Here is a 21,895-nt window from a genome sequence, read left to right on the forward strand (position 1 = left end):
CTCAGGCAGCGTCGTGATAAACGTCCCGGAACACGAGCATCGCGCCGAGCTTACGCTCGTTGTCGCGCGGGAACCCGCACGCCGGGGCGAACTCGTCCGCGTCCTTGTACGTGCCGAAGAGCCGATCCCACAGCGGCAAATCGGAGAAATTGTAACGATGGACGTCGAGCTGATGGTGCACGGAATGTAGCTCGGGCGTCTGGATGAACCATTTCAGCCAGCGAGGGCTCTTGAAGTTGCCGTGATAGAAATACTCCCCGGTCGCGGCGAAGAAGTTGAACCAGAACGCGCCCTCGAGCGAGATGCCGAGCAGGAGGTACGCGATCGCCGCGCTGAGCAGCGCGTCGGAGAACATCTCGACGGGGTGCTTGTAGAAGGACGTGAGAATCTCGATGCGCGCGGGCGAGTGGTGGATCTGGTGGAAGACGCGCCAGAAGCCGTCGGCATGGCGCCAGCGGTGCCACCAGTAGTAAAAGAACGTACCCACGAACCACGCCACGAGCCCCTCGAGCCACGGGCGTTCGAGCGCGGAGATCGTGAAGAGCGAGGCGCCCTGGAACAGCCGCGCCCAGACGCGGTTCAGCGCGAGCGTGATGCCGAGCTGCGCGAGGTTCAGGAGGAGCGCGCGGACGTGCCAGCCGGCGACGTGCGGCAACGCGCGGCCTGGCCGCACGCGCTCGAGCACGAGGAACGCGAGTGTCGAACCGATGGTGAAGATCGTGGGGAGCGTGAGGTGGGGCATGGGAAGCTCGCGTCGCGGAACATACCAGCAGAAGCGACAGCCGCGAAAGCTGCCACTGCATCCCGATGACGCGGCTCGAGCTCGCCTGTCGCATCCGGACCGAACGGGGGGTGTCGATTTTTGTGTCAGCGCCGTGCGACAGGTTCCCTCCCCGCGCGTCATCCCTGTGAGCCCGGGAAGGAACACCTCATGAAAGCAGGCTGGTTGTTATGGTTTGGACTCGCCCTCGTGAACGGCTGCACCCGCTCCGCCGGGGAGGCGGGCCAGGATCGGCCGGCGCACTCGGCGATCACGAGCGCAGGCAGCGCTTCCGCGCCGATCGCCGTGGCGCCCTGCGGTCCAGACGCTTATCGGCACGAAGGCCCCGACTTCTGCGCAGAGCTGCCGGCCTCCGCGCGCGGCAAGGCGCCGATGGTGATCGAAAATGGCGTGGCCTTTCCGGACGTCATCTTCACCTGGACGCCGAAATCGAACGCGGCGGCGGTCGCCGAATGGAAGACCCCGAAGGTGCTCGACCACCACCACGGCCCCTTCGAGATCTGGACGACCGAGCCGATACCCGGTGGCACGTATTTCCTCATCTACGATGCGACCCAGCACGACACGGCAGAGGTCGCGAAGATCCCGAGCGTCCGCGGTCTGGCTGTCGTCGAAGGGGAGACGATGGTCGTCCGGTGCGTGGTGACGGTCAACCTGGAGCCTCAGGACGACCCGCGAGCGATGGCCGCTTCGCACGCAACCGAGCTCGCCGCCTGCAAATCGCTGCGCGTGTTCGGGCGCTGAACCCAGGAACGCTCGAGCCGCTCTCGGGGGCGGCTTGACAAACCTCCCACCGGAGCGAAAGCTGAGCCCATGTCGACGTTCAGAATCGTGGCCTTCACCATTTCGGCCCTGGCCTCCGCCTGCACCACCAGCACCCCGGAACCGCAACCGCCGCCGCCGCCCGCCCCCGCGCAAGATGCGCCGAGCGCGAGCGCTGCACCGGCCCTCGATCTCAGCACCCCCGAGAAGGCGCGCGCGACGATCTACGAGGTGCTACGCCGAGACGACAAAGAAGCGTTCAAACGATGCGTCTCCAAGCGCGTGCTGGAGAGGCAAAACGACCAGTTCGACACGTGGTACGCGGTGTGGAAGGCGGCCGCCGACAAGGGGCCTCCGGAGAAGTTCCAGAAGATCGGAGTCACGCAGGAAGACGGCGTTTACAAGCTCGACGAAAACTGAGATTTCTCGCGGCCGTCTCATGCGGAGTGGAAGTGCCCCTCCGCATTGTCATGGCCCGCGCGTCGCGGCGGGAGACACATCCTCGACGTCAAGGAGATGCGGCGTGACCCAGCGTTTCCGCACCGTCCACGTCATGCCGACGCGCGCCCGGAGCTCGTACGTGACCTGCGGGCCCGACGCCCAGCGCGCGATATCGGCGATGCCGTCGCCGTCGAGATCGATGTCGAGCTCGCGCACGAAGGTGTCTTTCGACCCTTTCTTCCAGGCGTCGATCCAGTTGTCATCGCGGAAGGTGATGCGCGCTTTCGTAAGCGGCCCGAAGGCCGGACCGACGGCGATCGCATCGGCGATCGGCCGCCCCCACGCGCCGTCCGGCGCCGCCGTCGCCCGGTGCTGCGGGCAGTGATCGCATCGCGCCTCGAGCGCGCCGCGGACCACCACCTCGCCAAGAAAGCCTTCACGATCGACGAGCGACCATCGCTCGCCGACGGCGGGTGCGGGGCGCACCCAGGTCGCGAGCACGACGACGTCGTTCGGTTCGCCTTCCGATGGCGTCGTCACCTCGGCGAGCCTCACGGCATCGGGCTGCGGCGCCGCCGCGTGTTTCGGAGCGCCGCACGATACGAGGACGATCAGGACGAGCGAGAAACGCATGTTCGACCCGGCACGTGATTCGGGCCAGCATCCTACTCCGCGAGGATATGCGGAGGGAAGTCCTCATCTGGGAGGCGCAGCGCTGGGGCTTTGCCCCAGGCCCCACCGGGGCTATCCGCCCCTGGACCTGGACCAGCGCAAGCGCTGGACCCGGGGTCGATGAACTGCGCGATGCGCAGTTCATCGAACAGGCCAGGTCAAGACCAACGACGACCCTGCCCATCACACCGGCCTGTTGGAAGAACTGCGCATCGCGCAGTTCTTCCACAAATGGTCCAGGGCTTGCCCTGGTTCGGGTCGAGGGGCGAACAGCCCCCGCGGGGTCCGGGGCAGCGCCCCGGCGCGGCGGTTTCCTCGCGCTCTCCGCTCGGGGATTCAGCGCCCGAACGTCGCGCCCGTGCGTCGCAATGCGTGCTCGATGCCGCTTTCGAGCGACGAGCGCGTCGTGATGCCGCGGAAATCTGCGTCGAGTCCGACGAGCACCTTGGCGACCTCGCCGCGGATCCCCGTGAGCACTGTCTCGGTGCCGAGCAATGCGAGCGCGCGCGCCGTCTCCACGACCGTGCTCACCACAGACGCGTCGACGCAGCGCAGCCCCGTCAGATCGAGGAGCACCAGGCGCGCGGAGGACGCGTGCGCGCCGGCCAGCGCGGCTTCCAGGATCTGCTGGGCGCGCGCCGCATCCACGCTCCCGATGATTGGCATGACGAGCACACCTTTCGTCAGCGGAATGAGCGGCGTTGACAGCTCCGCGAGCCGGTCTTCCTGGGCGCGCAGGATCTTCAGATGCAGCGCCTCGCGGGCCCGCTCGGCCTCGGCGCGCTCTGCGAGCTCGCGTTCGAGCCGCTCGCTTTGCGCGCGCAAGACCTCCGCCTGCTCCACCGTGCGCGCATTGGCTGCGCGGAGCTCTGCGGTACGCTCCTCGACCTCGCGCGCGAGCAGTTTTCCGTGCGCGGCGAGCTCACGCGTCTTGTCCTCCAGCGTTGCGTAAAGCAACGCATTTTCGAGGGCGCCGGCTGCCTGCGCGCTCAGGATCTGGACGAGCTCCGCGCGCTCCGCGGGGAATGCGTCGCGGGCCTCGAAATGTTCGAGCACGAGCACGCCGAACCGGCGGCCGCGTTGCTTCAGCACGAGACAAAGAAGCGAACGAGGCGCGCGGCGGCGGAGGTAGGGGTCGTCGCAAAACCGTGGATCGATTGCCGGATCCGTGAGCAACAAGAGCTCGCCGAGGCGCACCGTGTACCGGATGATGGATTGCGGCAAATCGTTACGCGTTTCGAGCGGGGCCTCGAGCTTGACGCGGACCTCGTCGGGCTCGAGGGACGCCAGGGCTTCGAGGCGTAACGCGCCCTCTCGTTCGAGCACCAGCGCGCCGCGTTGCGCCCCCGCGCAGGCGAGGATCGTGCGCATCACGCGATCGAGGGCGTGTTCGAGGTGGAGCTCACTCGAAATGGCGCTGGAGGCGCGCAGGAGCGCCTGGATGTCGAGCCCGCCTGTGTCGCTCGGGAAACGCAGGCTGCCGGCGGGCTGCGAGCTCCTTTGCCACCGTGCGACCTCGCCAAACCGGGCCCGAAGCTCCGCGACTTTGGCGTTGGCCCCCCATCGCTCGTAGGCGTCGATGGCTTCGGCCACGTACACGGACGCCGCGCGGCCCGAGCCGAGCTGCGTGAGACAACCCGCCGCGAGCTCGTGCCCGAGCGCCTCGTATTGCAAGAACGCGCCGCGCTGCGCCTCGTCGATCGCCTCGTCGAAAAGGGCGATCGCGTCCTCTCGGCGCCCCTCGACGCGCGCGCGCTCGGCGCGGACGAGCAGCCATTTGTGCCGGAAATTATCGCGGCCGTGCGTCGCCCATGCGGCGAGCCGCTCCTCCTCCTTGCGCGCGGCTTCGAGGTGCTCTTCCCCTCCCAGCGCGAGGTGCGCGAGCGCCACGTAAAGCGCGAGCGTCGCCTCGATCGGCATGGCCATGACCGCGCCGAGGACGGGCCGGATGTGCTCGAGCTCGGCGAGCGCCTCGGCGGGACGGCCGAACGTGTAGAGCTGAAAGAGCCGCAGGATGTGGTGGAATGCGATGCCGCAGCCGAAGCTCGCCGCGTGGATCTGTGCGAGGGCGTTCGCCTCGTCGAATGCGGGGCTCATCGACGTCACGTCGGATCCGATGAGCGCACGGAAATATTGCTCTTCCAGCTTGATCGTCAGCTCGATGGGCCGGTTGTTGGTCCGCTTCGCGAACGTGACGAACCCCTCGCAAATGCGGAAGAGGTCGGGCAGCGGCGTACCAATCTCGTAATGCTGCCAGGGGGCCTCGAATGCGAGGAACCCTGCATACACCGCGTCGCCGACCTCCTGGCACGCCGTGAACGCGCTCTCCAGCACGGGCAGGTCCTCGCGCATGTGGCGCTGCCAGAACTGGATGTGATCGCCGTGCAGATGAAGGAGCGTCCCGCGGAGCCTCTTGTCGCCCATCTTCTCGTTCAGGCGCAGCGACATCTCCGAGAAACGGACGCCGGACGGGGTGTCGCCGAACACCGCGACGAGCATGAGGCCGTAGACGCTGTAGGCGAAGCAGGACGGCTCCGCGTTGCCATGCCGGAGCGAGAAATTCAGCATGCGCAGCGTGACGAGCGGGAAAAGCGCCGGGCGGCCGATGTAAGCACAAGGCGCGCAATCGGCGAGCAACGTGAGCACCGCGCGATCCCTCGGATCGACCATGCGCGGCGCCGAGAGGAGATCCTCGATGCTGCGGCCCGCCATTCCAGTATGGATTTGCTCGATCTCCCCCGCGATCTGCGCGTTCGCGTCCTCGGCCGTCTCGGGCAAATCGACGCCGAACCTGCGCAGCGCTGCCGTCGCGAGCGTCACGCCCTCCGCATACCGCCCCGCGACCTGATACAGCTTGAGGCGGACGCTCTCGAGGCCCGCGCGCTCGACGTCGTCCTGCGCGCGCCGCAGGCATTCGGCGAAGAGCGCCTCGGCCGCGTCGAAATGCCCCGCGAGGTACTCACTCTCGGCGCACTCCGCGTGCAGATCTCGCGTGAGTGTGTACTCCGTCCCCCACGCGTCCTCCGGCAAAAGGCCGAGCCCCGCGCGCAGAAGCTCGACGGCGTACGCATATGCCGTCGACGCTTTTGCATTCCGCCCGGCCGCGAGGTCGAGCCGCGCGAGGTCGACCTTCTCCTCGGCCGATTCGAGGAGCGTCGCCGCTCGGTTCAGATGGCCGACCACCGAAAAGAGCGCTCCTTTCGCGTCGAGCCCCCCGCGCCCGCGGAGCGCTCGGCCGATATCGAGATGTGTGCGCGGCCGGTCCGACGCGGGGATCAGCAGGTATGCGCCCTGCTGAATGCGGTCGTGCAGGAAGCGGTACCGCGATTCCTCGTGGGCGCTCGTGTCCCTGGAATCGAGCGTCTGGACGAACCCCGCCTGCACCGCGCTCCGGAGGGCGACGGCGAGCTCGGCCGGCGAAAGCTCGGCCACGAGCGAGAGCGCGCCGAGGTCGAACTGGTGGCCGATGCAGGCCGCGAGTCGGAGCACGCGCAAGGTCTCGCGCGGCAAGCGCCCGAGCTCGGCCGCCACGAGCACGGCCACGTCGTCGCTCACGCCCCGCGCGCTGATCTTCTCGAGGTCCCATTGCCATGCCCCCGCGGCCTCGTTCCAGGCGAGGTCTTGGTCGTGGATCATGGCGACCACGAGCTGATTCACGAAAAACGGGTTTCCGAGCGTCTTTTGCGTGACGTGCTCGGCGAGTCTCGAAACGGCGTCGGGCGAGCATTCGAGCCCGTCGGCGAGCAGCGACGTCACGTCCGCAGAGGAGAGCGACCCGAGGTGGATCTCGGTCACGCGGGCGCCGTCGCGCCGGAGCGCGTCGAGGGTTTGCCTGAGCGGATGCGCCGCGTCGACCTCTTGCTCCCGATACGCGCCCATGAGGAGCAGATGCGAGCGCCCCGGATCCGTGAGCCAGAGCCGAAGCAGCCGAATGGAGGCCGCGTCGGCCCATTGCAGATCGTCGAGGAAGATGGAGACCGGGTGCTCGGGCCGGCAGAAGACGGAGAGGAGCGCCTGCAGCACCTGATCGAAGCGGTTCTGCGACTCGGACGGCCCGAGCTCGAGGACCGCCGGCTGCGGCCCGAGGATGCCCTCGAGCTCGGGCAAAAGCGGGACCACGAGGGCCGCATTCGCGCCGAGCACGGCGGCGAGCGACTGCCCGAGCGCTTCGACCTCCGCGGGCCGCTCGGCCATCACCTGGCGCAAGAGATCCCGGAGCGCCTGCGATACCGCGCTGAACGGTTGATTGCGGTTGTACTGGTCGCACTTTCCCGCGACGAAATAGCCGTGCGCGAGGGCGACCTCCGGGTAGAGCTCCTGCACGAGCGCCGATTTGCCGATGCCCGCATATCCCGCCACGAGCACGAGCTCGGCGCCTTTGCGGCTCGCCCGCCCGAACGCCTCGCGCAAGGCCTCGATCTCGCGCGCGCGCCCGTAGAGCCGCTGGGCCCCGGTCCAGGTGCGGCGCCGATCGTGCTGGCCGAGCGGGAACGGCTGGATCTCGCCCCGCTCGTCGAGCTCCAGCAAGCATTCGACGAGGTCGGCCGCGAGCCCGGACGCGCTCTGGTAACGGGCGTCGGCCTCCTTTGCGAGCAGCTTCGAAACGATGGCCGAGACCACCTTGGGGATATCGGTGTCGAGCTCGTGCGGCGGCGTCGGGGTCCGCGCGATATGGCTATGCACGAGGTGGAGGGGATCGGCGCTCGTGAACGGCAGCGTTCCGGTCAGGAGCTCGTACATCGTGACCCCGAGCGAATACAGATCACTCGTGCGGCCGATGGGACGCCCGGTGCGCCCCGTCTGCTCGGGCGAGACATAGGCGAGTGTGCCTTCGAGCGACTGTGCCGCGACCCCGTCGGCGAGCTTCGCCCCGATGCGCCCCGCGAGCCCGAAATGGAAGAGATGCACAGAGCCCGTCGTCGGATCGTAGAGGATGTGATCCGGATGGATGTCCTTGTGGACGACGCCTTTTTCGTGGACGGCGGCGAGGATCTCGCACACCGATACGACCACCCGGATCGCCGTTTTCAGAGACAACCGGCCTCGACGGAGGGCGTCACGCAGCGGATGACCCGCGACAGACGGGAATGCGAGCGCCCAGCGTCGCCCGACCCGCACGAGGCCTTGGCTGTGCAGGACGCCGGGGACCGCTGCGAGCTCTTCGAGGATCTCGTGCTCGTGACGGAGGAGCGCAATCTCGCGCGAGCTCGGCAGCTCGCGGCCCGTCATTTCGAGGATCCAGGGCGTCCCGTCGTCCTTTCGCCGGGCCCGGACCCAAACGTGATCGTTGTCCGACGTGATTTCCTCGATGGCCTCGAAGGTCGAATCGAGCATGAGTGTATTCGGCGTGCTTCCCATTGCTCCTCTGCTCGCGGTACCTGCGAAGCTCGGATCAGAAGCGCGCCTCCGCGCGTCGTCAAGAACGAAAGCGGCGTCCGCGCCGTGTTCGGCGCCGTGGAGCAGTGGTTCACGTCACGTCGTGCACCGTTGGCGCAATTCTCTCTGGAGCGTTCGTCAAGGTCATGACGCAATTCATTCCAAAGGCTCGATGCAACCGAGCCCCGACAGCGTCGTCCTCACGGCCTCCTCCAGCGGCGTGTGCGGCTCGCTGCCGAGCACCCCGACGAGCCGCCGGTTATCCATGCGGATCGGCTCCTGCCACAGATAACGCATCTCCTTCATCTCGCGGAACAGCGGCACGAACGGCGCGGCGATCCCGAGCGCCCACCACGGGAAAGCGCGGACCTTGGGCTCCGCGCCGCCCGTCGCACCGGCCACCACGCGGCGGATCGTATTCACCATGCGGCTGCCGTCCTCGTCCCAATGGCCGGCCATGTGGAACGTCGCGAAATCCTCGAGCCCCTCCTCGCGCTCGACGAGTTCTACCATCGTCTTCGCCACGTCGGGCAGGTAGGACCATTGATGGCCGACGCCGGGGCGGCCGGGATCGCTGACCGTTTTGACAGGCTGACCGGGCTTGATCAGGCCTTGCGAGAACCAGTTGTTGCCTGCTCGCGGGCCGAAGAAGTCGCCGGCGCGCACGATCAGGCTGCGCACGCCGGAGGCGGCGGCGGCGCGCAGGCGGCGCTCCAGTTCGACGCGAATCGCTCCCTTGCGCGTGCGCGGGTGCTGGGGCGAATCCTCGTGGAGCACCGGGAAGGCATCGGGCCCGTAGTTGTAAATGGTCCCTGGCAGCACGATACGCGCGCCGGCGGCGCGGGCGGCTGCGATGCTGCTCTCCAGCATCGGCAGCACGAGCTCGCTCCAGTTCCGGTAGCCCGGTGGGTTGACCGCGTGCACGAGGATCGACGCGCCCTCCGCCGCCCTCCGCACGTCGTCGCGGCACATCGCGTCGCCTTGCATCCATGAAAGACCATCGGCCCGCGCCGCCACGCGGGCCGAATCCCGATGTAGCGCCCGCACTGTCCACCCCGCGTCGCGCAGTTGCCGCGCCACCTCGCCGCCGATGCCGCCGGTTGCGCCCAGAACGAGGACCGTCTTCTTGCTCGCCATCACGTTGCTCCTTGGTTTCGGTGACGGCAGTGTGGGCCGGAACTGCTGCAATTGAAATTGCACAAGATATTGCATCAGCTATACGTTTTCGTATGACGGATGCGGAACCCGGCTGGGAGCTCTATCGCTCGTTTCTCGGCGTCTTGAAGGAAGGCAGCTTGTCCGGCGCGGCGCGCTCGCTCGGGCTGACCCAGCCGACGGTGGGCCGGCACGTGGAAGCGCTGGAGCAGGCGCTCGGCCTGGCCTTGTTCACGCGCTCGCAGCTCGGCCTCGCGCCGACCGAGGCAGCGCTCGCGCTCGAGCCCTACGCCGAGACCCTGGCCGCGACCGCGGCGGCCCTGCTGCGCGTGGCGCAAAGCCAAGGCGACGGGGTGCGCGGCACCGTGCGCATCACGGCCAGCGAGGTCGTCGGCGTCGAGGTGCTACCGCCGATCCTGGCAGCGCTGCGCGAGCAGCATCCCGGGCTGATGGTCGAGCTCGCGCTCACGAGCCGAGTGGAAGACCTGCTCAAGCGCGAGGCCGACATCGCCGTGCGCATGGTGCGTCCGAGCCAGGACGTGCTCTTGGCCCGCCGCGTGGGCACCATCGAGCTCGGGTTGCACGCGCACGAGGACTACCTCGGCCGCCACGGTACGCCGCGTAGCCTTCGCGAGCTGATGAACGGCCACGCGATCATCGGGTTCGACCGCGAGACGGCGTTCCTCCGCGGCCTGCGAAAAGAGCTCGGTCCGCTGCGGCGCGACGCCTTCGCGCTGAGGGCCGACAGCGACCTTGCTCAGCTCGCCGCGATCCGCGCCGGCTACGGCATCGGCATCTGCCAGGTCGGGCTCGCCCGGCGTGACGCGCGCCTGATCCGTGTGCTGCCCAAGGACCTCTCGTTGCCGCTCGACACCTGGGTGGCGATGCACGTGGACCTGCGGGACAGTCCGCGTTGCCGCGTCGCCTTCGAGGCGGTGGCGGAGGGGCTGAGACGCTACATCGAGGGAGAGGTGTCGTAACACCGCCCCCACACCGGTCACCCGCCCTCCCCGCCCTCCCCGCGCGCCCGTCCTGCGTGGCGTCCGCTGCCGCGGACCGGGATCGCCACCTTCCACAGGTGTCACCTCCCCGAGCCCTACCCGCGCGGCACCTGTGACACGTGTCCGTCGTCCTCTCCGAGCGCCGGGACGCGCCTGCCACGTGCGTCCATGCAGCGACGAGCACGGCTCCACCCGCTGCCACATGTGTCATCTGCACGACCCGAACAGCCATCACGACCGACACACGTGCCAGGCTCCGTGCCGGCACAGGACCACCACCTGACACGTGTGGACGCCGCGCCGGGGCGCCGCCCCGGACCCCGCGGGGGCTGTTCGCCCCTCGACCCGAACCAGGGCAAGCCCTGGACCATTTGGGAAGAACTGCGCGATGCGCAGTTCTTCCACAGGCCGGTGGCAAGACCAGAGACAGCGTTGCTGATCGAAAGGGCAGCGCGGCTGTCTTGGTTGGCAGGGGTCGTTCCTCGGCCTGTTCGATGAACTGCGCATCGCGCAGTTCATCGACCCCGGGTCCAGCCCCTGGCTGGTCCGGGTCCAGGGGTGGACAACCCCTGGTGGGGCCTGGGGCAACGCCCCAGCGCAGCGCCTCCCAGATGACACCAATGCGCCGCTCGACACCTGGGTGGATGCGCGCGGGAGACGCGCCACCGGGTTCTTCCCTGCCGCTCCGATCCGCCCTATCCTCCCCGCCCTCGGCATGCCGCACGTTGCACCTTCCCAGGATCAGGCCCTGTGCTTCTACCGAGCTGCGCTCACCACGGCTCGGATGCTCGATCACGACAGTGACGCACGTGTCCTCGATGCCGACGCCGATGCGGCCTGGCAGGCGTATGGCGACGACTTGCCCGCGGTCGTTCGTTGCGACCTCGTCCTGCGCAACTTCGCCATGCTCTACCCGGCTGCGTTTGCGCCGGGGCCCGTGTTCGGGCTCTCGGGTTGGTACGATGACGACCCCTGGGGCACCGGCTTCGAGCGGCCGCCGCACAAGATCGTCGAGGGCCTCTTCGCGGGCCGCAACACGCCCGAAAGCCCAGCGGACGCCCTCGAGCAGGTCCTGCATTCGTGGGGACTCGCGGTGGACACGCGGGCCGCCGAGGAGGCCCTGCGCGCGCGGATCTCCCCTTCGACCCATGTCCTCGTGTCCGGAGGCCGCGCCGCTGCGGCGGTGGCCCGCGTGTTCCTGCGTGGCGAGCGCCTCTCCATGCGGTCGCAGGGCATCCTCGTGAGCGCGGATCCTGCGGCGCGACAGGTGCTCGGCGTCACGTGCGCGCTTGGCCGCGAGGCGGGCGTGCCGCTCCTCGCCGATCTGCGACGTGAGCCCGAGGAGACGCCTTCCGCCTGGGCGACCCGCGAGAAACGACGGCTGAACGTGGCGCGCGCGGATCTCCTCGTCCTCTCGCCGGATGCGAGCACGAGCGAGCGCGCGTCCGCGCAGGCGCTCGCGGCGGTGCTCGGCGCGGCGGACGTGATCGACATCGCCGCCGACTAGCGAGGATCGGCCATGAGCACGTTCCAGCGCTTCGACGTCATCGGCACGACCCCCCACCGGCACGAGCGCGAGGGGCTCGAATGGCTCCGCGCGGCGCTGCCCACGTACGATCCCCACGGCGCCGTCGCGCTGTTCTCCTTCCAGACCGACGATGGCAGACGCTACGAGGTCGACGCCGTCGCGCTCACCTCGCATTGCCTCTACGTCGTCGAGCTCAAGTCCTGGCGCGGCAAGGTCATCGAGGGCGATGCGCGCCACCTCGTCACGCACTCCCGCGAGCGCGGTCGCGAGGTCGTCGATCACCCGCTGCCGCTGCTGGAAACGAAGACCAAGGCCTTCATGGATCGTGTGCGTCGCGTCGCGCGCCGCCTCGGTCCCCGTGACCTCGTCGACGCCATGGATCGGCTCTGGGCCGAGCCGCTCGTGTGGCTCACCCACGCCGACGGAACGGACCTCGGCTCTCACGATGCCGCGCGTTCACACCTCGTCGTCGGCCGGTCCGAGATTGGCGACGCCATCCGCCAGGCTTCGTTTCCCGGCGCGCGCGACGATCTCCGCGGCCGCAGCATCCCGCGGGACACCTTGAAGCTCCTTCGCCGCGTCCTCGGTGCGAGCGAGTTCGGCCTTGGCAAGATCGACAAATCCCTCACTGTCCTTGACGGTCGTTTCGACCTCGCCGAGCTCGTCGAGGAGGGCGACAATTACCAGGATCACTGGGCCGTCCCCCACGGCGTCGGCCCGCGCTGCCGCGTCCGCTCCTATCTCACGCCGAAGAGCGATCGTGCCTTCGTCGACGCCCTCGAACGCCGCGTGAAGCGTGAGGCCGACGTGCTCCTGCACCTCGGCGATCACCCCGACATCCTCGCGCTCGAACAGCTCGATCCCAAGGGACCTCTCGGCCCGGCGATCGTCTTCCGCGGCTTCCCCGGCAAGACGCTCGACGTCTTCCTCAAGCAGCACCGCGGCGACGAGGGCCGCTCGAACCTCGACATCAACGACAAGCTCGCGATCCTCCGTCGTGTCGCCGACGCGCTCGCTTTCTGCCACCGCGCCGACGTCGTTCACGGTGCGCTCTCGCCCGAAGCCGTGCTCGTTCATCGCGCGGCGCCGCATCGCGCGGGCGAGCATGGCCCCCTCGAAGTCAAGCTCACCCGCTTTGCGCTCGCCGCGTCCGGCGAACCCACGAGCGAGGGCACACGCCTCTTCACCCGCCTCGCGGGCGCCTCCGCGAGCCTGTACGAGGCGCCCGAAGTCGCGCGCGGCGTGCGGCCCACGCCCGCGAGCGACATGTTTTCCCTCGGCGCGCTCGCGTACTTCCTGCTCGCCGAGGCAAAACCCGCCGCCACGACGGTCGAGCTCACGCAACGGCTCGCGCGGGACGCGGGGCTCTTGATCTCCGCCGTGCGCGACGATCTCTTCCCGCCCGGCGTCCGCGACAGCGTCGATGCCGTTCTCTGGGAAGCCACGTCCATCGAGCCGACCGAGCGTGTCCGTGGCCTCCCGACGCCGCTCGACTTCATCGATCGCCTCGAAGAGGCCCTGACCACGCCCGAGGCGCCCGTCGTCTCCGCGCCCGCCCCCGAGCACACCGAGCGCGAGATCGACCCGCTCGACGCCGTCAAGGGCGACACCCTCGGCGGCGATTTGCGTGTGCTCGGCGAGCTCGGCAGCGGCGCCACGGCGCGCGTCTTCAAGATCGACCACCCGCGCGAGGGCGAGGTCGCGCTCAAGGTGCCGCTCTCGGACGCACACGACGAGCGCATCGCGCACGAGGCCGAGGTCCTCGAAAAACTCCGCCGCATGGCCGGCGTCGATCGCATCGCGCACTTCATCGATCGGCGCACCCTCGCCGGTCGCACCTGCCTCCTCGTGCAGCTCGCCGGCGACCGCACGCTTGCCGACGAGCTCCGCGCCGAGGGCGCCCTCTCGCTCGATTACGCGCGCCGCTGGGGTGACGACCTGCTCACCGCGCTCCGCAGTCTCGAAGAGGCCGGCGTCCAGCACCGCGACATCAAGCCCGCCAACATCGGCCTCACCACCGGCTTCGAGAAGGGCAAAAAGCGCCTCCTGCTCTTCGATTTCTCGCTCTCCTCGCGTCCCGCCGAGGACCTCGGCGTCGGCACCCCGGCCTACAAGGACCCCGAGCTCGCCGCGCGGGGCCGCTGGGACGACGCCGCGGATCGCTGGGCCGCGGCCATCACCCTCCACGAGATGTTCACCGGCGTTCGCCCGGCCCCCGCGCCCGCGTCCGACCCCGGCGCCGTCGCCGTGCGGATCGAATCCGACCGCATCGACGCCGACGTGCGCGACGGCCTCCTCCCGTTCCTCGAACGGGCCTTTCGCTTCTCGGCACGCGAGCGCTTCCCCACGGCCGACGACATGCGCGACGCCTTCATTCGCGCGCTCCACAAGGTCCCGGAGCAGGAAGGCCACGCCGTCGACGAGCCCCGGATCGGCCTTGCCGAGCTCAAGGGCCTCGGCCCGGAGGCGCGCGTCGGGGATCTGCCCCTCTCCACCCGGCAACGCAACGCGCTCGATCGGATGGGGATCTACACGCTCCACGAGCTCGCCCAGCTCTCGAGCAACCGCATCGGCGGCGTCCGTGGCGTGGGCGCGAGGACGGCGCGTTCGCTCGTCGAGCTGGCCGACATCGTCCGCAAGCACCTCGAAATCAGCGCGACCGACGCGCCGCCCCCGTTCTTCCGGGGGTTTGGCGGCGCGCGCCGCAGCGTCGACGAGGTGGCCGAGGCGGGGCGCTTGAGCCGTCCGCTCGCGCGGCGCCTCGTCGAGGCGGGGCTTGCGGACTCCATCGCGGTCGCCTCGGCGCCCCAGGCGCAGGTGAAGAACCTCGTCACGGGGGCGCGCAAGGAGGGGGCGCGCGAGGGGCTCAAGGACCTCACGACGTGGCTCGAAGAGCTGCTCGATGCGGCGCGCCCGCCCTCGACGCTGGGCGCGGCCGTGGAGCTCGTGGCGCCGAGCGGCGGGGCCAAGGGCGGCGTCTCGCGCAGGCGCGTCCGGCAGTACCTCGGGCTCGAGGAGCTCGAAGGGTTTCCGAGGCACGGCAGCATGGTCGACCTCGCGCGCGCCTCGGGCATCACACGCGCGGCCGTCTCCATCGACATCGGCAAGGCGCGAGAACGCTGGACCGGCCCCGGGGGTTCGGGGGCAGAGCTCGGCTCGTCCGAGCGGAGCCCCCGAGCGTCGACGACCGCGCCCAAGCCCCGCGAGCTCGCCGTCCTCGAACGTGTCTTCTCCGCCGTCGATGCGACCCTCGCGGCGAGCGCCTCCGTCGTGCCCCTCGACCGCGCCGCGGCCGCCGTCCTGGAGGTCCTCCCCCCCGAGCCGGATCTCTCGCTGGAGGCCACTCGGCACGCGGCCGAGGCCCTCGTCCGTGCCGTCACCGAGCTCGACGCCCACCTCCTCGGCGGCCCCGAGGGCGCGCGCCTAAAACTCCGCCGCGCGTCCCAGGGCGCACCGGCTCCGATGCTCGTGGCCAGGGACCGCTCAGGCTTCGACCTCGCCGACCGCCTCGGCCGCGAGGCCGACGCCCTCGTCGAAGGAGGCAGCGTCGTCGCCGAGGCCGCCGCTGCGGCCCGCCTGCGCGAGATGATCCGCGCGGAAGGCCTCGGCCCTCGCTCCGCCGAGCAAGCTGCGGCGCTCCCCGATCGTGCGCTCGTCGGCCTCGCCGCGGCGACTGCCACCCGCGCCAGGATCTCCGCCCGTGGCGAGCTCTACCCGGCCGGCCTGCCTGCGGAGCGCGCGATCGTCCTCAGCGCCGCGGCCCTTGCGGGTCGTGTCCCGATGGCCGAGCTCGAGCGCCGCGTCCGCGCCCGGTACCCCGACGGCGCGCGCCTCCCCGACGATCCCGCCGCCCGCGAGCGTCTTGCCGCCTCCATTGGTCTTCGCTTCGTCGGCGACGCCTTCGTGCCGAACGAGCGTACGCTCGGCGTCGGGTCGACCGAGCTCGGCAGCTCGAGCTCCGGCGGATCCGGCTCGGCCTCCGGCGCGACACCCGCTGCCGCGCCCGCTTCTCCCGCCGCCTCCGCGCCTTCTCGGCGCCCGCCGCGCGGCGAGCGACCGAAGGGCGACGTCGTGGGCGCGACGGCCACGCGGGTCTTCGACGAGGAGCTCGAGCGCGCCTCGCGCGACGGTGCATTCCGTGTCCTCCTTTGGCGGGGCGAGGCCCTGGACGCTGGCCACCGTGGCGCGCCCAATGCCGAACGCGTCACGTCCGCGGTCGCGCGGCGTGTCGGCGGCGTGGTCCATCCGCTCGACAGCTTGCTCATCTCTGCCGCGGAGGTCGTTGCGGCCCAGAAAAAACTCCGCGGCGGCCTCGCGCCTGCGCTCGAAGCGGATGCGCGGGGCCCGGAGGGACCGGCGTGGGCGCGGCTCGTCGAGCTCATGCGCCTCGCTTCCGCGCACCTGGTCGCGGGCCTCCTCGCCTCCCCGCGTCCTCGCATTCTCACGCGCCTCGGCCTCCTCGGCCGGTACGAGCTCCTCTCGGCGATCTCCGACCTTGCCCAGGTTCACCGCGAGCCGGCGCCTCCCGAGGGCCGTGCGGCGACACTCGTCGTGCTTCCGGTCTTCGCGGGCGAGGGTGCGGTCGTCGAGGTCGGAGCGGACGTGGCCGAGCGGGTCGGGGCGGCGGCGGGCACGACGCTCGTGCCGGTGCCGGGGCTCTTGCCGCACGAGATCCTGGAGGTCCCGGCTTCGTGGGTCGTGCAGAAGGCGGAGCGGCGATCGGGCAGTCAGCCGCCGGCGCCGGGCGTGTGAATTTCGGCGCCCACGTTCCCGTTCAAAAACGCCCTCGAAGGGCCCCAAACGTGCTGCCGGGGCCCACGATCGGGACGAACTGAAGGGGGATTGTCGCCGCGGTGGATGTGTTCGTCGATTTCGACGTGCCGTGCCACAACACGAGCGCCCCTGCCATGGCCGCGCCGCCGAGGAAAAGAAACCCCCCCATCGGAACGAACAGATCTGGGCGCTGCGGCTCGTTCTCCAGGCCCACGAGGCCCACGCCGGCGCCCGCCGCGAGGCCGAGCACCCCCAGGGTCGCGAGCGGAAGAACCCAGGGGCTCGTCCTGGCGACGATTTCCTTCATGGGCGCGGGTGGCGGAGGCAATTCATCCACGAGCTCCGGCACGTGAATCGTGATGGGTTTGTCGTGGGAGGTCACGAGAAACGATTGCCGCCAGGGCACCTTGCGGGGTGCTGTCGCGAGCACGATGTGCTCCCCGATGTCCAGCGCCTTCGTCACCGGCTCCGAACCTTGCCCCGAGGGCGTGTCCAGCCGAGCGCCGTCGAGGTGGAGCTCGAGCCCCTCGGGGCGCATGCTCGGCGGGGGCAACGACACGATCAGCTTGCCGATGGTCGGCGTGATGCCGGCTGCGATGTCTCGCGCGAGCTTCACCTCGGCCGGGTCTTTCGCCGTCCTCTGGATGTCCTCGAGCAGCTCGAAGGCACGCGCGTGCCGGTCCATCCGATAATGACACTTCGCGAGCACGAACTTCGACGAAGTGGCGGGATCGAGCCGGAGACTCTCCTCCAGGAGGGGACATGCCGAACGATATTGCTTCTTCGACATGTGCTGGCGTCCTCGCAGGAGCAGCTCTTTGGCCAGAGGCAATCCCCCCTGCGTTCCGTCGCGATCCGGATGCCGGACGACCGGCTTCGCCAGAGGCGGTGTGGCAAAGGCCTGCGATGTCGTCGCCAGGTAGAAGGGCAGGACGAGCGTCAGGGCACGCGCGCGATGCATGGGAGCTCTCCTAAAAGGGGACCCCGCCAAACGGGTCGTTGACACTGCCTTTGCGGTTCTTCGGGGGTTTGGAGATCACGCCCGTGGCGACAGGCGTGGGCGCGGACCTCGGCGCGGGCGCGGACGTTTTTCCGGGCGACGACGGCGGTCGGGTCGTGGATGCAATCGAGGGAGGCGTCGCGGAGGGCGACGTCGATGCCTCCGGCGCGGACGCCGATGCTGTCGAAACTGGGGCTGGGGTCGGGTTCGGAGGGGCGGCCGAGGTGGGCGCTTTTGGCGGGACCGGCGATGCGGTCGTCGCAGGGCCCGTGGGCTCTTGCGGCGACGCGACTTTGCCCAGCCATACCCAGAGCGCTCCGACGAGCGCCGTTGCTCCGATCAGCATGACGGCGCCGGAAGCTGCCATCACACCTGCCACGCGCAGCCGCGATCGTTCGTTGTCCGCGGGCTTCGTCGCGGGATGAAACAGAGGCATCGGGCCCGGGCTGTCCCGCTCCGACGTCATCGTGGGGGCGCAGAGCCGCGAATCGGGCTCGGCTGGCGACGGCGGCGGAAAGGACGAAGGGAACTTTTCCCACGCGGTTGGCGGCGGCATGGAGGACGGGACGCGGACGAGCTCGCTTCCGGGAGGCGAATCCATCTTGGCTCGCGGCGACGCGGCCGGCGGCCAGGGCCACGACGGCGCGATCGGCAGCGGCGTCGTGATCGAGGGGACCTTCTGCGCCACGAGGGGCTTTGGCAGATAAGGAAACTCGTCGATATCGTCGGACCCTGGCGGGAGCGCCGGCAGCGCCGCGCGAACGGCTTGCGCGCTCACGATCGGAATCGTGTGTTTCAGGTTGCGGAGATCCGTCGGACGCCCCCATGGCTGCGATGGGACCTCTGCTCGTGCCGTGGGGCTCTCTCGTTTGGGCAGGAACGCCCTGTGCAGCGTGGGCGCGTCGTCGTCCGGGTCCTCGGCGACCTTGGCGTTGCCGGGCAAATACGGCGCGAGCTCGCTCATGAGCTCGACCATGCTCGGCATACGCGTGGTCATGTCGTGCTCGAGGCAGCGGAGGATCACCTCTTCGAGGCCGGGCTCGAGGTCGAGCCTGTACTTTCCCGGCGGCTCGCAGGGAGTCCCGTCGAGGACCGTGGCGAAGATCTCCACGTGATTCGAGGCCTCGAAGGGCACCTGGTTCGTGACGAGCTTGTAGAGGACGGCGCCGAGGGCCCAGACATCGGTGCGTCCGTCGACGTTTTTCGACGAGCGCATCTGCTCGGGGGACATGTAGAGCAGCGAGCCCATGATGTCGTTGGCGCCGGTCACGTCCACCGCCTCGACGCCTGGAAGGGGGAGCTGCTTCGAAATGCCGAAATCGACCACCTTGATGCATGGCGAACCATCCGGGCGGGTCGTCAAGAACAGGTTCGAGGGCTTGATGTCCCGGTGCACGATGCCCGCGGCGTGGGCCTCGGCGAGGGCCTTGCACGCCTGGAAGACGTAGAGCGCGGCGAGGTCGGTCGGCAGCGGCCCGGTTTTGCGGAGGAGCTGCGCGAGGTCGAGACCGCGGAGCAGCTCCATGACGATGAACGGCGCGCCGGAGTCGAGACGTCCGACGTCGTAGACCTGCGTGATGTGCTCGCTCCGCAGACGCACCGTGGCCCTCGCCTCGCGGAGGAACCGCTCGACGGCGACGGCATTGCCGAGCTGATTGGGGAGCATCAGCTTGATCGCGCGTTTCTCGTGCAGATCGAGGTGCAAGGCGGCGACGACGACGCCCATGCCGCCTTTGCCGAGGATCCGCTCGACGCGATACTTGTCGGCGAGGATGTCGCCGGGCTGTACGTCACGAGCTGATAGGTTCATGATCATTCGGCGGGCTTGCAGCAGAAGGTCACGGGGCCCTTGGGGAGGAACTCCCCGCTCGATTCTCCGCCGGTTGGTTCGGTCATCAATTGGGGGGCCATCGTTTTGATGCCGTAGGCATACGAAATGTATTCGATGCCAACGCAGCGCTGGGCGCCGTCGATGACGAGCTGTTCGCCATCCGATTCTCCGTTGTAGCAAATGTCGGAAATCGTGTACCCATCCCACTGGCACTGAGCTTTGCAGCTACAAGCCGAGCAACTCCGACCGTCGACACCCGTCGTATAGGCCTCGATGCCGTGATCCCAGCCCGTCGGGCACGTGAGGCCATGTCCCGAGGCTTGGATGCAGATCATGCCCGTCGCCTCCTGGGGGGGAACCTTGCAGATGTCGAACCTCGCTCCCCATGTCGGCAAGTCGATGGCCTGCTCGATGACGCCGACCTCAGGGGCTCCCACCTCCCCGACGACGCTGCAATGAGCGACCCCGCTGGGAAAGCTGATCTTTCTGTCATCGCTGTCCCGGTTCCACATCGATACCGCGCACTCCCCCACGGATACATGGGTCTTGAGCTTGATCCCCGCATCGCAGCTCGATCCATCCCGGCATTCGAGCTCCGGCAGCGAACAGCCACGTACGACGTTTTGCAAATCGCAGGCGCATTCGCGACACTTCTGCGGTTCATTCGAAGGCGGATTCATGTAATATGGCGTCGGTTCCGCTCCGTCGCCGCATCTGTCCGCCGTCGTCCTCGCGTCCTGGATCTCGCGCAGGAAGTGATACCCCGTGAAGCCCTCCGGCACCTCGATGCACGTGCCGTCGTCTTCGCAGGTGTAGAGAACGCCGCATCCGAGCGGATGAAACACCAGCACGAAAGCCGGCAGGACCATCGAAGCGCTCCACTTGATCCACTTCATGGTTTTCTCTCGACCTTCAGAAAGAGCCCTGAACCTGTAGATACGGTCCGGGAGTCATGCGGAGCCCCACCCGTGGCGCCGTCGCCTTCCCCGGAGACCGCCAGAGCAAGTACGTCGTGACCCCGACCCCGGCGCCGGCCAGCGCGAGCGCGCCGACGCCACTCCAGAAGTACGGGATTTGCTGCACCGCGATCCCATGGAGCTCTTTGCACGCGTCGAGCCCCGGCCTCTCCGCGCAGTACGTCTCGCTCTCGATGCCATGCTCGCGCCGATACGCAGCCGCCTCCGCATCCACCGAGCCCGCCTTCGCCAGGAGCCCGATTCCCACCCCGAGGCTCACCGCCGCGCCCGCCCCGGTCGTGATCGCCGCCCAGGGCAACCCCTTCGACGTAGGCCCCGGCGGCGGAACCGCCCCCCTCGCCGGCGCCAGCAAAAGCCGCACGGTATGGGTGCTCCCCGCGCTCACCTCCACCGTTTGCATCCTCTTGCCCCGGCTTCGCTGCACTTCGATGAGCCGTGTCCCGGGATCGACGAACACCGGGTCCACGAGTGGTGACGGCCCGACCGGCTTGCCATCCACGAAAACGTCCGCGCCCGGCTCGTCCACCCGAATGGTCAACGTGCCGACATGGCTCTTCGCCTCCTCCAGCATCCCCCGCGCCCGCGTAAGCTTTTCGGCCGGCCGGTCCTTGGGGTATTCCCGCACGTAATACGTGAGGTGCTCGGCCGCGTCCCTGTACTTCCCGAGACGCATCTCGCAATCGCCGAGCATCCCGGCGATCTGGTGATGCTTCTTCAAGCTCCACGCCGCGACGAACGCCGCGTGCGCCTCGGCGAATTGCTCGGCGCCATAAAGCGCGAGCCCCTCCACGGACAGCTTTCGCGCGCGGTCCGTGGCCACGTCGGGCGGTGACGGCAGCGCCGGGTCGGCGAAGCTTTGGCAGGGCATCAAAAGGGCGAACCCGAAGAGGCCCATCACGAACGTTCGTCGCATGGTCAAAACTCGATTCCCGTCTCCAGCCCCGTCGCGCGAGGCTTCGGTTCGCCCCTCGGGCGTGTCGATTTCCATGACGGCCTCTTGGACTGCGAAGCCGCCGCCGGCGGGCCCTGGTTCTCCGATGTCACGGGCTTGTCCGCCTTTGTGCTCGTTTCCCCTGTCTCCGCGGCTTTCGCCATCCCCTCCGGCGATGGCGCCGCCGCGGGGATCACGGGCCGTGGTACATGCAAGAGCACGAGCGGCGCCGCCCCCTTCCCCAGCAGCATCCACGTCAATGCCACTCCCACCACGGCCCCCGCGAGGGCGACCACGGGCGCCCACCGCCGCGGCTTCGCCTCGAGCACCACGACATGCTCGACCGGCGCATCACTCCTCGTCAGCGGCGCGTGGATCCCGGGCGGCGGAGCTTCTTCCTCCACCCCGTCGAAGATCCATTCGGCCCCGTCGGTCGAGCGCCGGCCCACGAGCGTCGGCTCGGCGCGTGGGTCCACGCCGCTCCCGACGATGACCCTCGGCGGCGCGACTTCTTCCGTTGCTTGGCTCGTGGGGGGCAGGATCCCTGTCACGTGCACCGAAGGCCCCTTCGATTCCGCGGCTTGGGCGAGCTCGGCGGCCAGCTCCACGCGCATCTCCTCGATCAGCGCGTCGAGCTTCACCTCCAGCGATTCGCGGTCCACGGGCT

At 69.1% G+C, this 21,895-nt stretch carries 14 protein-coding genes; 5 read left to right on the forward strand and 9 right to left on the reverse strand.

Annotated features, from left to right (window positions below):
- Nucleotide 1: 1 nt before the first annotated feature.
- The gene (locus KEG38_RS34420) at nt 2–742 is read right to left on the reverse strand and encodes a sterol desaturase family protein (RefSeq protein ID WP_272424475.1); all 741 of its coding nucleotides are present in this window, start codon (nt 740–742) and stop codon (nt 2–4) included.
- A gap of 189 nt (nt 743–931) precedes the next feature.
- On the opposite strand from KEG38_RS34420, the gene KEG38_RS34425 reads away from it, so the two are divergent.
- Both KEG38_RS34425 and KEG38_RS34430 read left to right on the forward strand, forming a co-directional pair.
- Complete coding sequence (locus KEG38_RS34425) at nt 932–1,525, forward strand: hypothetical protein (RefSeq protein WP_272424477.1); 594 nt, start codon at nt 932–934, stop codon at nt 1,523–1,525.
- Nucleotides 1,526–1,594: 69 nt separating this feature from the next.
- Nucleotides 1,595–1,963 (forward strand): hypothetical protein, encoded by a 369-nt coding sequence (locus KEG38_RS34430; RefSeq protein WP_272424478.1) that lies wholly within the window; start codon nt 1,595–1,597, stop codon nt 1,961–1,963.
- A 48-nt stretch (nt 1,964–2,011) separates the two neighbouring features.
- On the opposite strand, the gene KEG38_RS34435 is transcribed toward KEG38_RS34430, so the two are convergent.
- From KEG38_RS34435 to KEG38_RS34445, 3 genes are all read right to left on the reverse strand, one after another.
- On the reverse strand, nt 2,012–2,617 hold the full coding sequence (locus tag KEG38_RS34435) for a hypothetical protein (RefSeq protein WP_272424479.1): 606 nt from the start codon (nt 2,615–2,617) through the stop codon (nt 2,012–2,014).
- A 375-nt stretch (nt 2,618–2,992) separates the two neighbouring features.
- The gene (locus KEG38_RS34440; RefSeq protein WP_272424480.1) at nt 2,993–8,014 is read right to left on the reverse strand and encodes an AAA family ATPase; all 5,022 of its coding nucleotides are present in this window, start codon (nt 8,012–8,014) and stop codon (nt 2,993–2,995) included.
- Nucleotides 8,015–8,188: 174 nt separating this feature from the next.
- Nucleotides 8,189–9,169 (reverse strand): SDR family oxidoreductase, encoded by a 981-nt coding sequence (locus KEG38_RS34445; protein WP_272424481.1) that lies wholly within the window; start codon nt 9,167–9,169, stop codon nt 8,189–8,191.
- 92 nt (nt 9,170–9,261) lie between these two features.
- Between KEG38_RS34445 and KEG38_RS34450 the strand changes: the two genes are divergently transcribed.
- The 3 genes from KEG38_RS34450 (at nt 9,262) to KEG38_RS34460 (ending at nt 16,468) form a co-directional block, all read left to right on the forward strand.
- Nucleotides 9,262–10,167 carry a LysR family transcriptional regulator gene (locus tag KEG38_RS34450; protein WP_272424539.1) on the forward strand — a complete coding sequence of 302 codons (906 nt, stop codon included), beginning with the start codon at nt 9,262–9,264 and terminating at the stop codon, nt 10,165–10,167.
- 736 nt (nt 10,168–10,903) lie between these two features.
- On the forward strand, nt 10,904–11,695 hold the full coding sequence (locus KEG38_RS34455; RefSeq protein WP_272424482.1) for a hypothetical protein: 792 nt from the start codon (nt 10,904–10,906) through the stop codon (nt 11,693–11,695).
- A gap of 12 nt (nt 11,696–11,707) precedes the next feature.
- Nucleotides 11,708–16,468 carry a protein kinase domain-containing protein gene (locus KEG38_RS34460; protein ID WP_272424484.1) on the forward strand — a complete coding sequence of 1,587 codons (4,761 nt, stop codon included), beginning with the start codon at nt 11,708–11,710 and terminating at the stop codon, nt 16,466–16,468.
- A 22-nt stretch (nt 16,469–16,490) separates the two neighbouring features.
- Here the strand turns inward: KEG38_RS34460 and KEG38_RS34465 are convergent, their stop codons facing one another.
- Genes KEG38_RS34465 through KEG38_RS34485 form a run of 5 tightly spaced genes read right to left on the reverse strand, consistent with a single transcriptional unit; the run spans nt 16,491 to nt 21,890 of the window.
- Entirely contained in the window at nt 16,491–17,450 is a 960-nt protein-coding gene (locus KEG38_RS34465; protein ID WP_272424486.1) for a tetratricopeptide repeat protein, read from the reverse strand.
- Nucleotides 17,451–17,460: 10 nt separating this feature from the next.
- A complete protein-coding gene (locus KEG38_RS34470) occupies nt 17,461–19,299 on the reverse strand; it encodes a serine/threonine-protein kinase (protein ID WP_272424488.1) in 1,839 nt (612 codons plus the stop codon).
- Nucleotides 19,300–19,301: 2 nt separating this feature from the next.
- Entirely contained in the window at nt 19,302–20,216 is a 915-nt protein-coding gene (locus tag KEG38_RS34475) for a hypothetical protein (RefSeq protein ID WP_272424490.1), read from the reverse strand.
- Between the two features lie 16 nt (nt 20,217–20,232).
- Nucleotides 20,233–21,210: a peptidase associated/transthyretin-like domain-containing protein gene (locus tag KEG38_RS34480; protein WP_272424491.1), complete on the reverse strand. Its 978-nt coding sequence runs from the start codon at nt 21,208–21,210 to the stop codon at nt 20,233–20,235.
- A gap of 2 nt (nt 21,211–21,212) precedes the next feature.
- Nucleotides 21,213–21,890 carry a hypothetical protein gene (locus KEG38_RS34485; protein ID WP_272424493.1) on the reverse strand — a complete coding sequence of 226 codons (678 nt, stop codon included), beginning with the start codon at nt 21,888–21,890 and terminating at the stop codon, nt 21,213–21,215.
- Between the last annotated feature and the right edge of the window lie 5 nt (nt 21,891–21,895).

The organism is Polyangium jinanense (assembly GCF_028435265.1).
Classification (GTDB): Bacteria; Myxococcota_A; Polyangia; order Polyangiales; family Polyangiaceae; genus Polyangium; species Polyangium jinanense.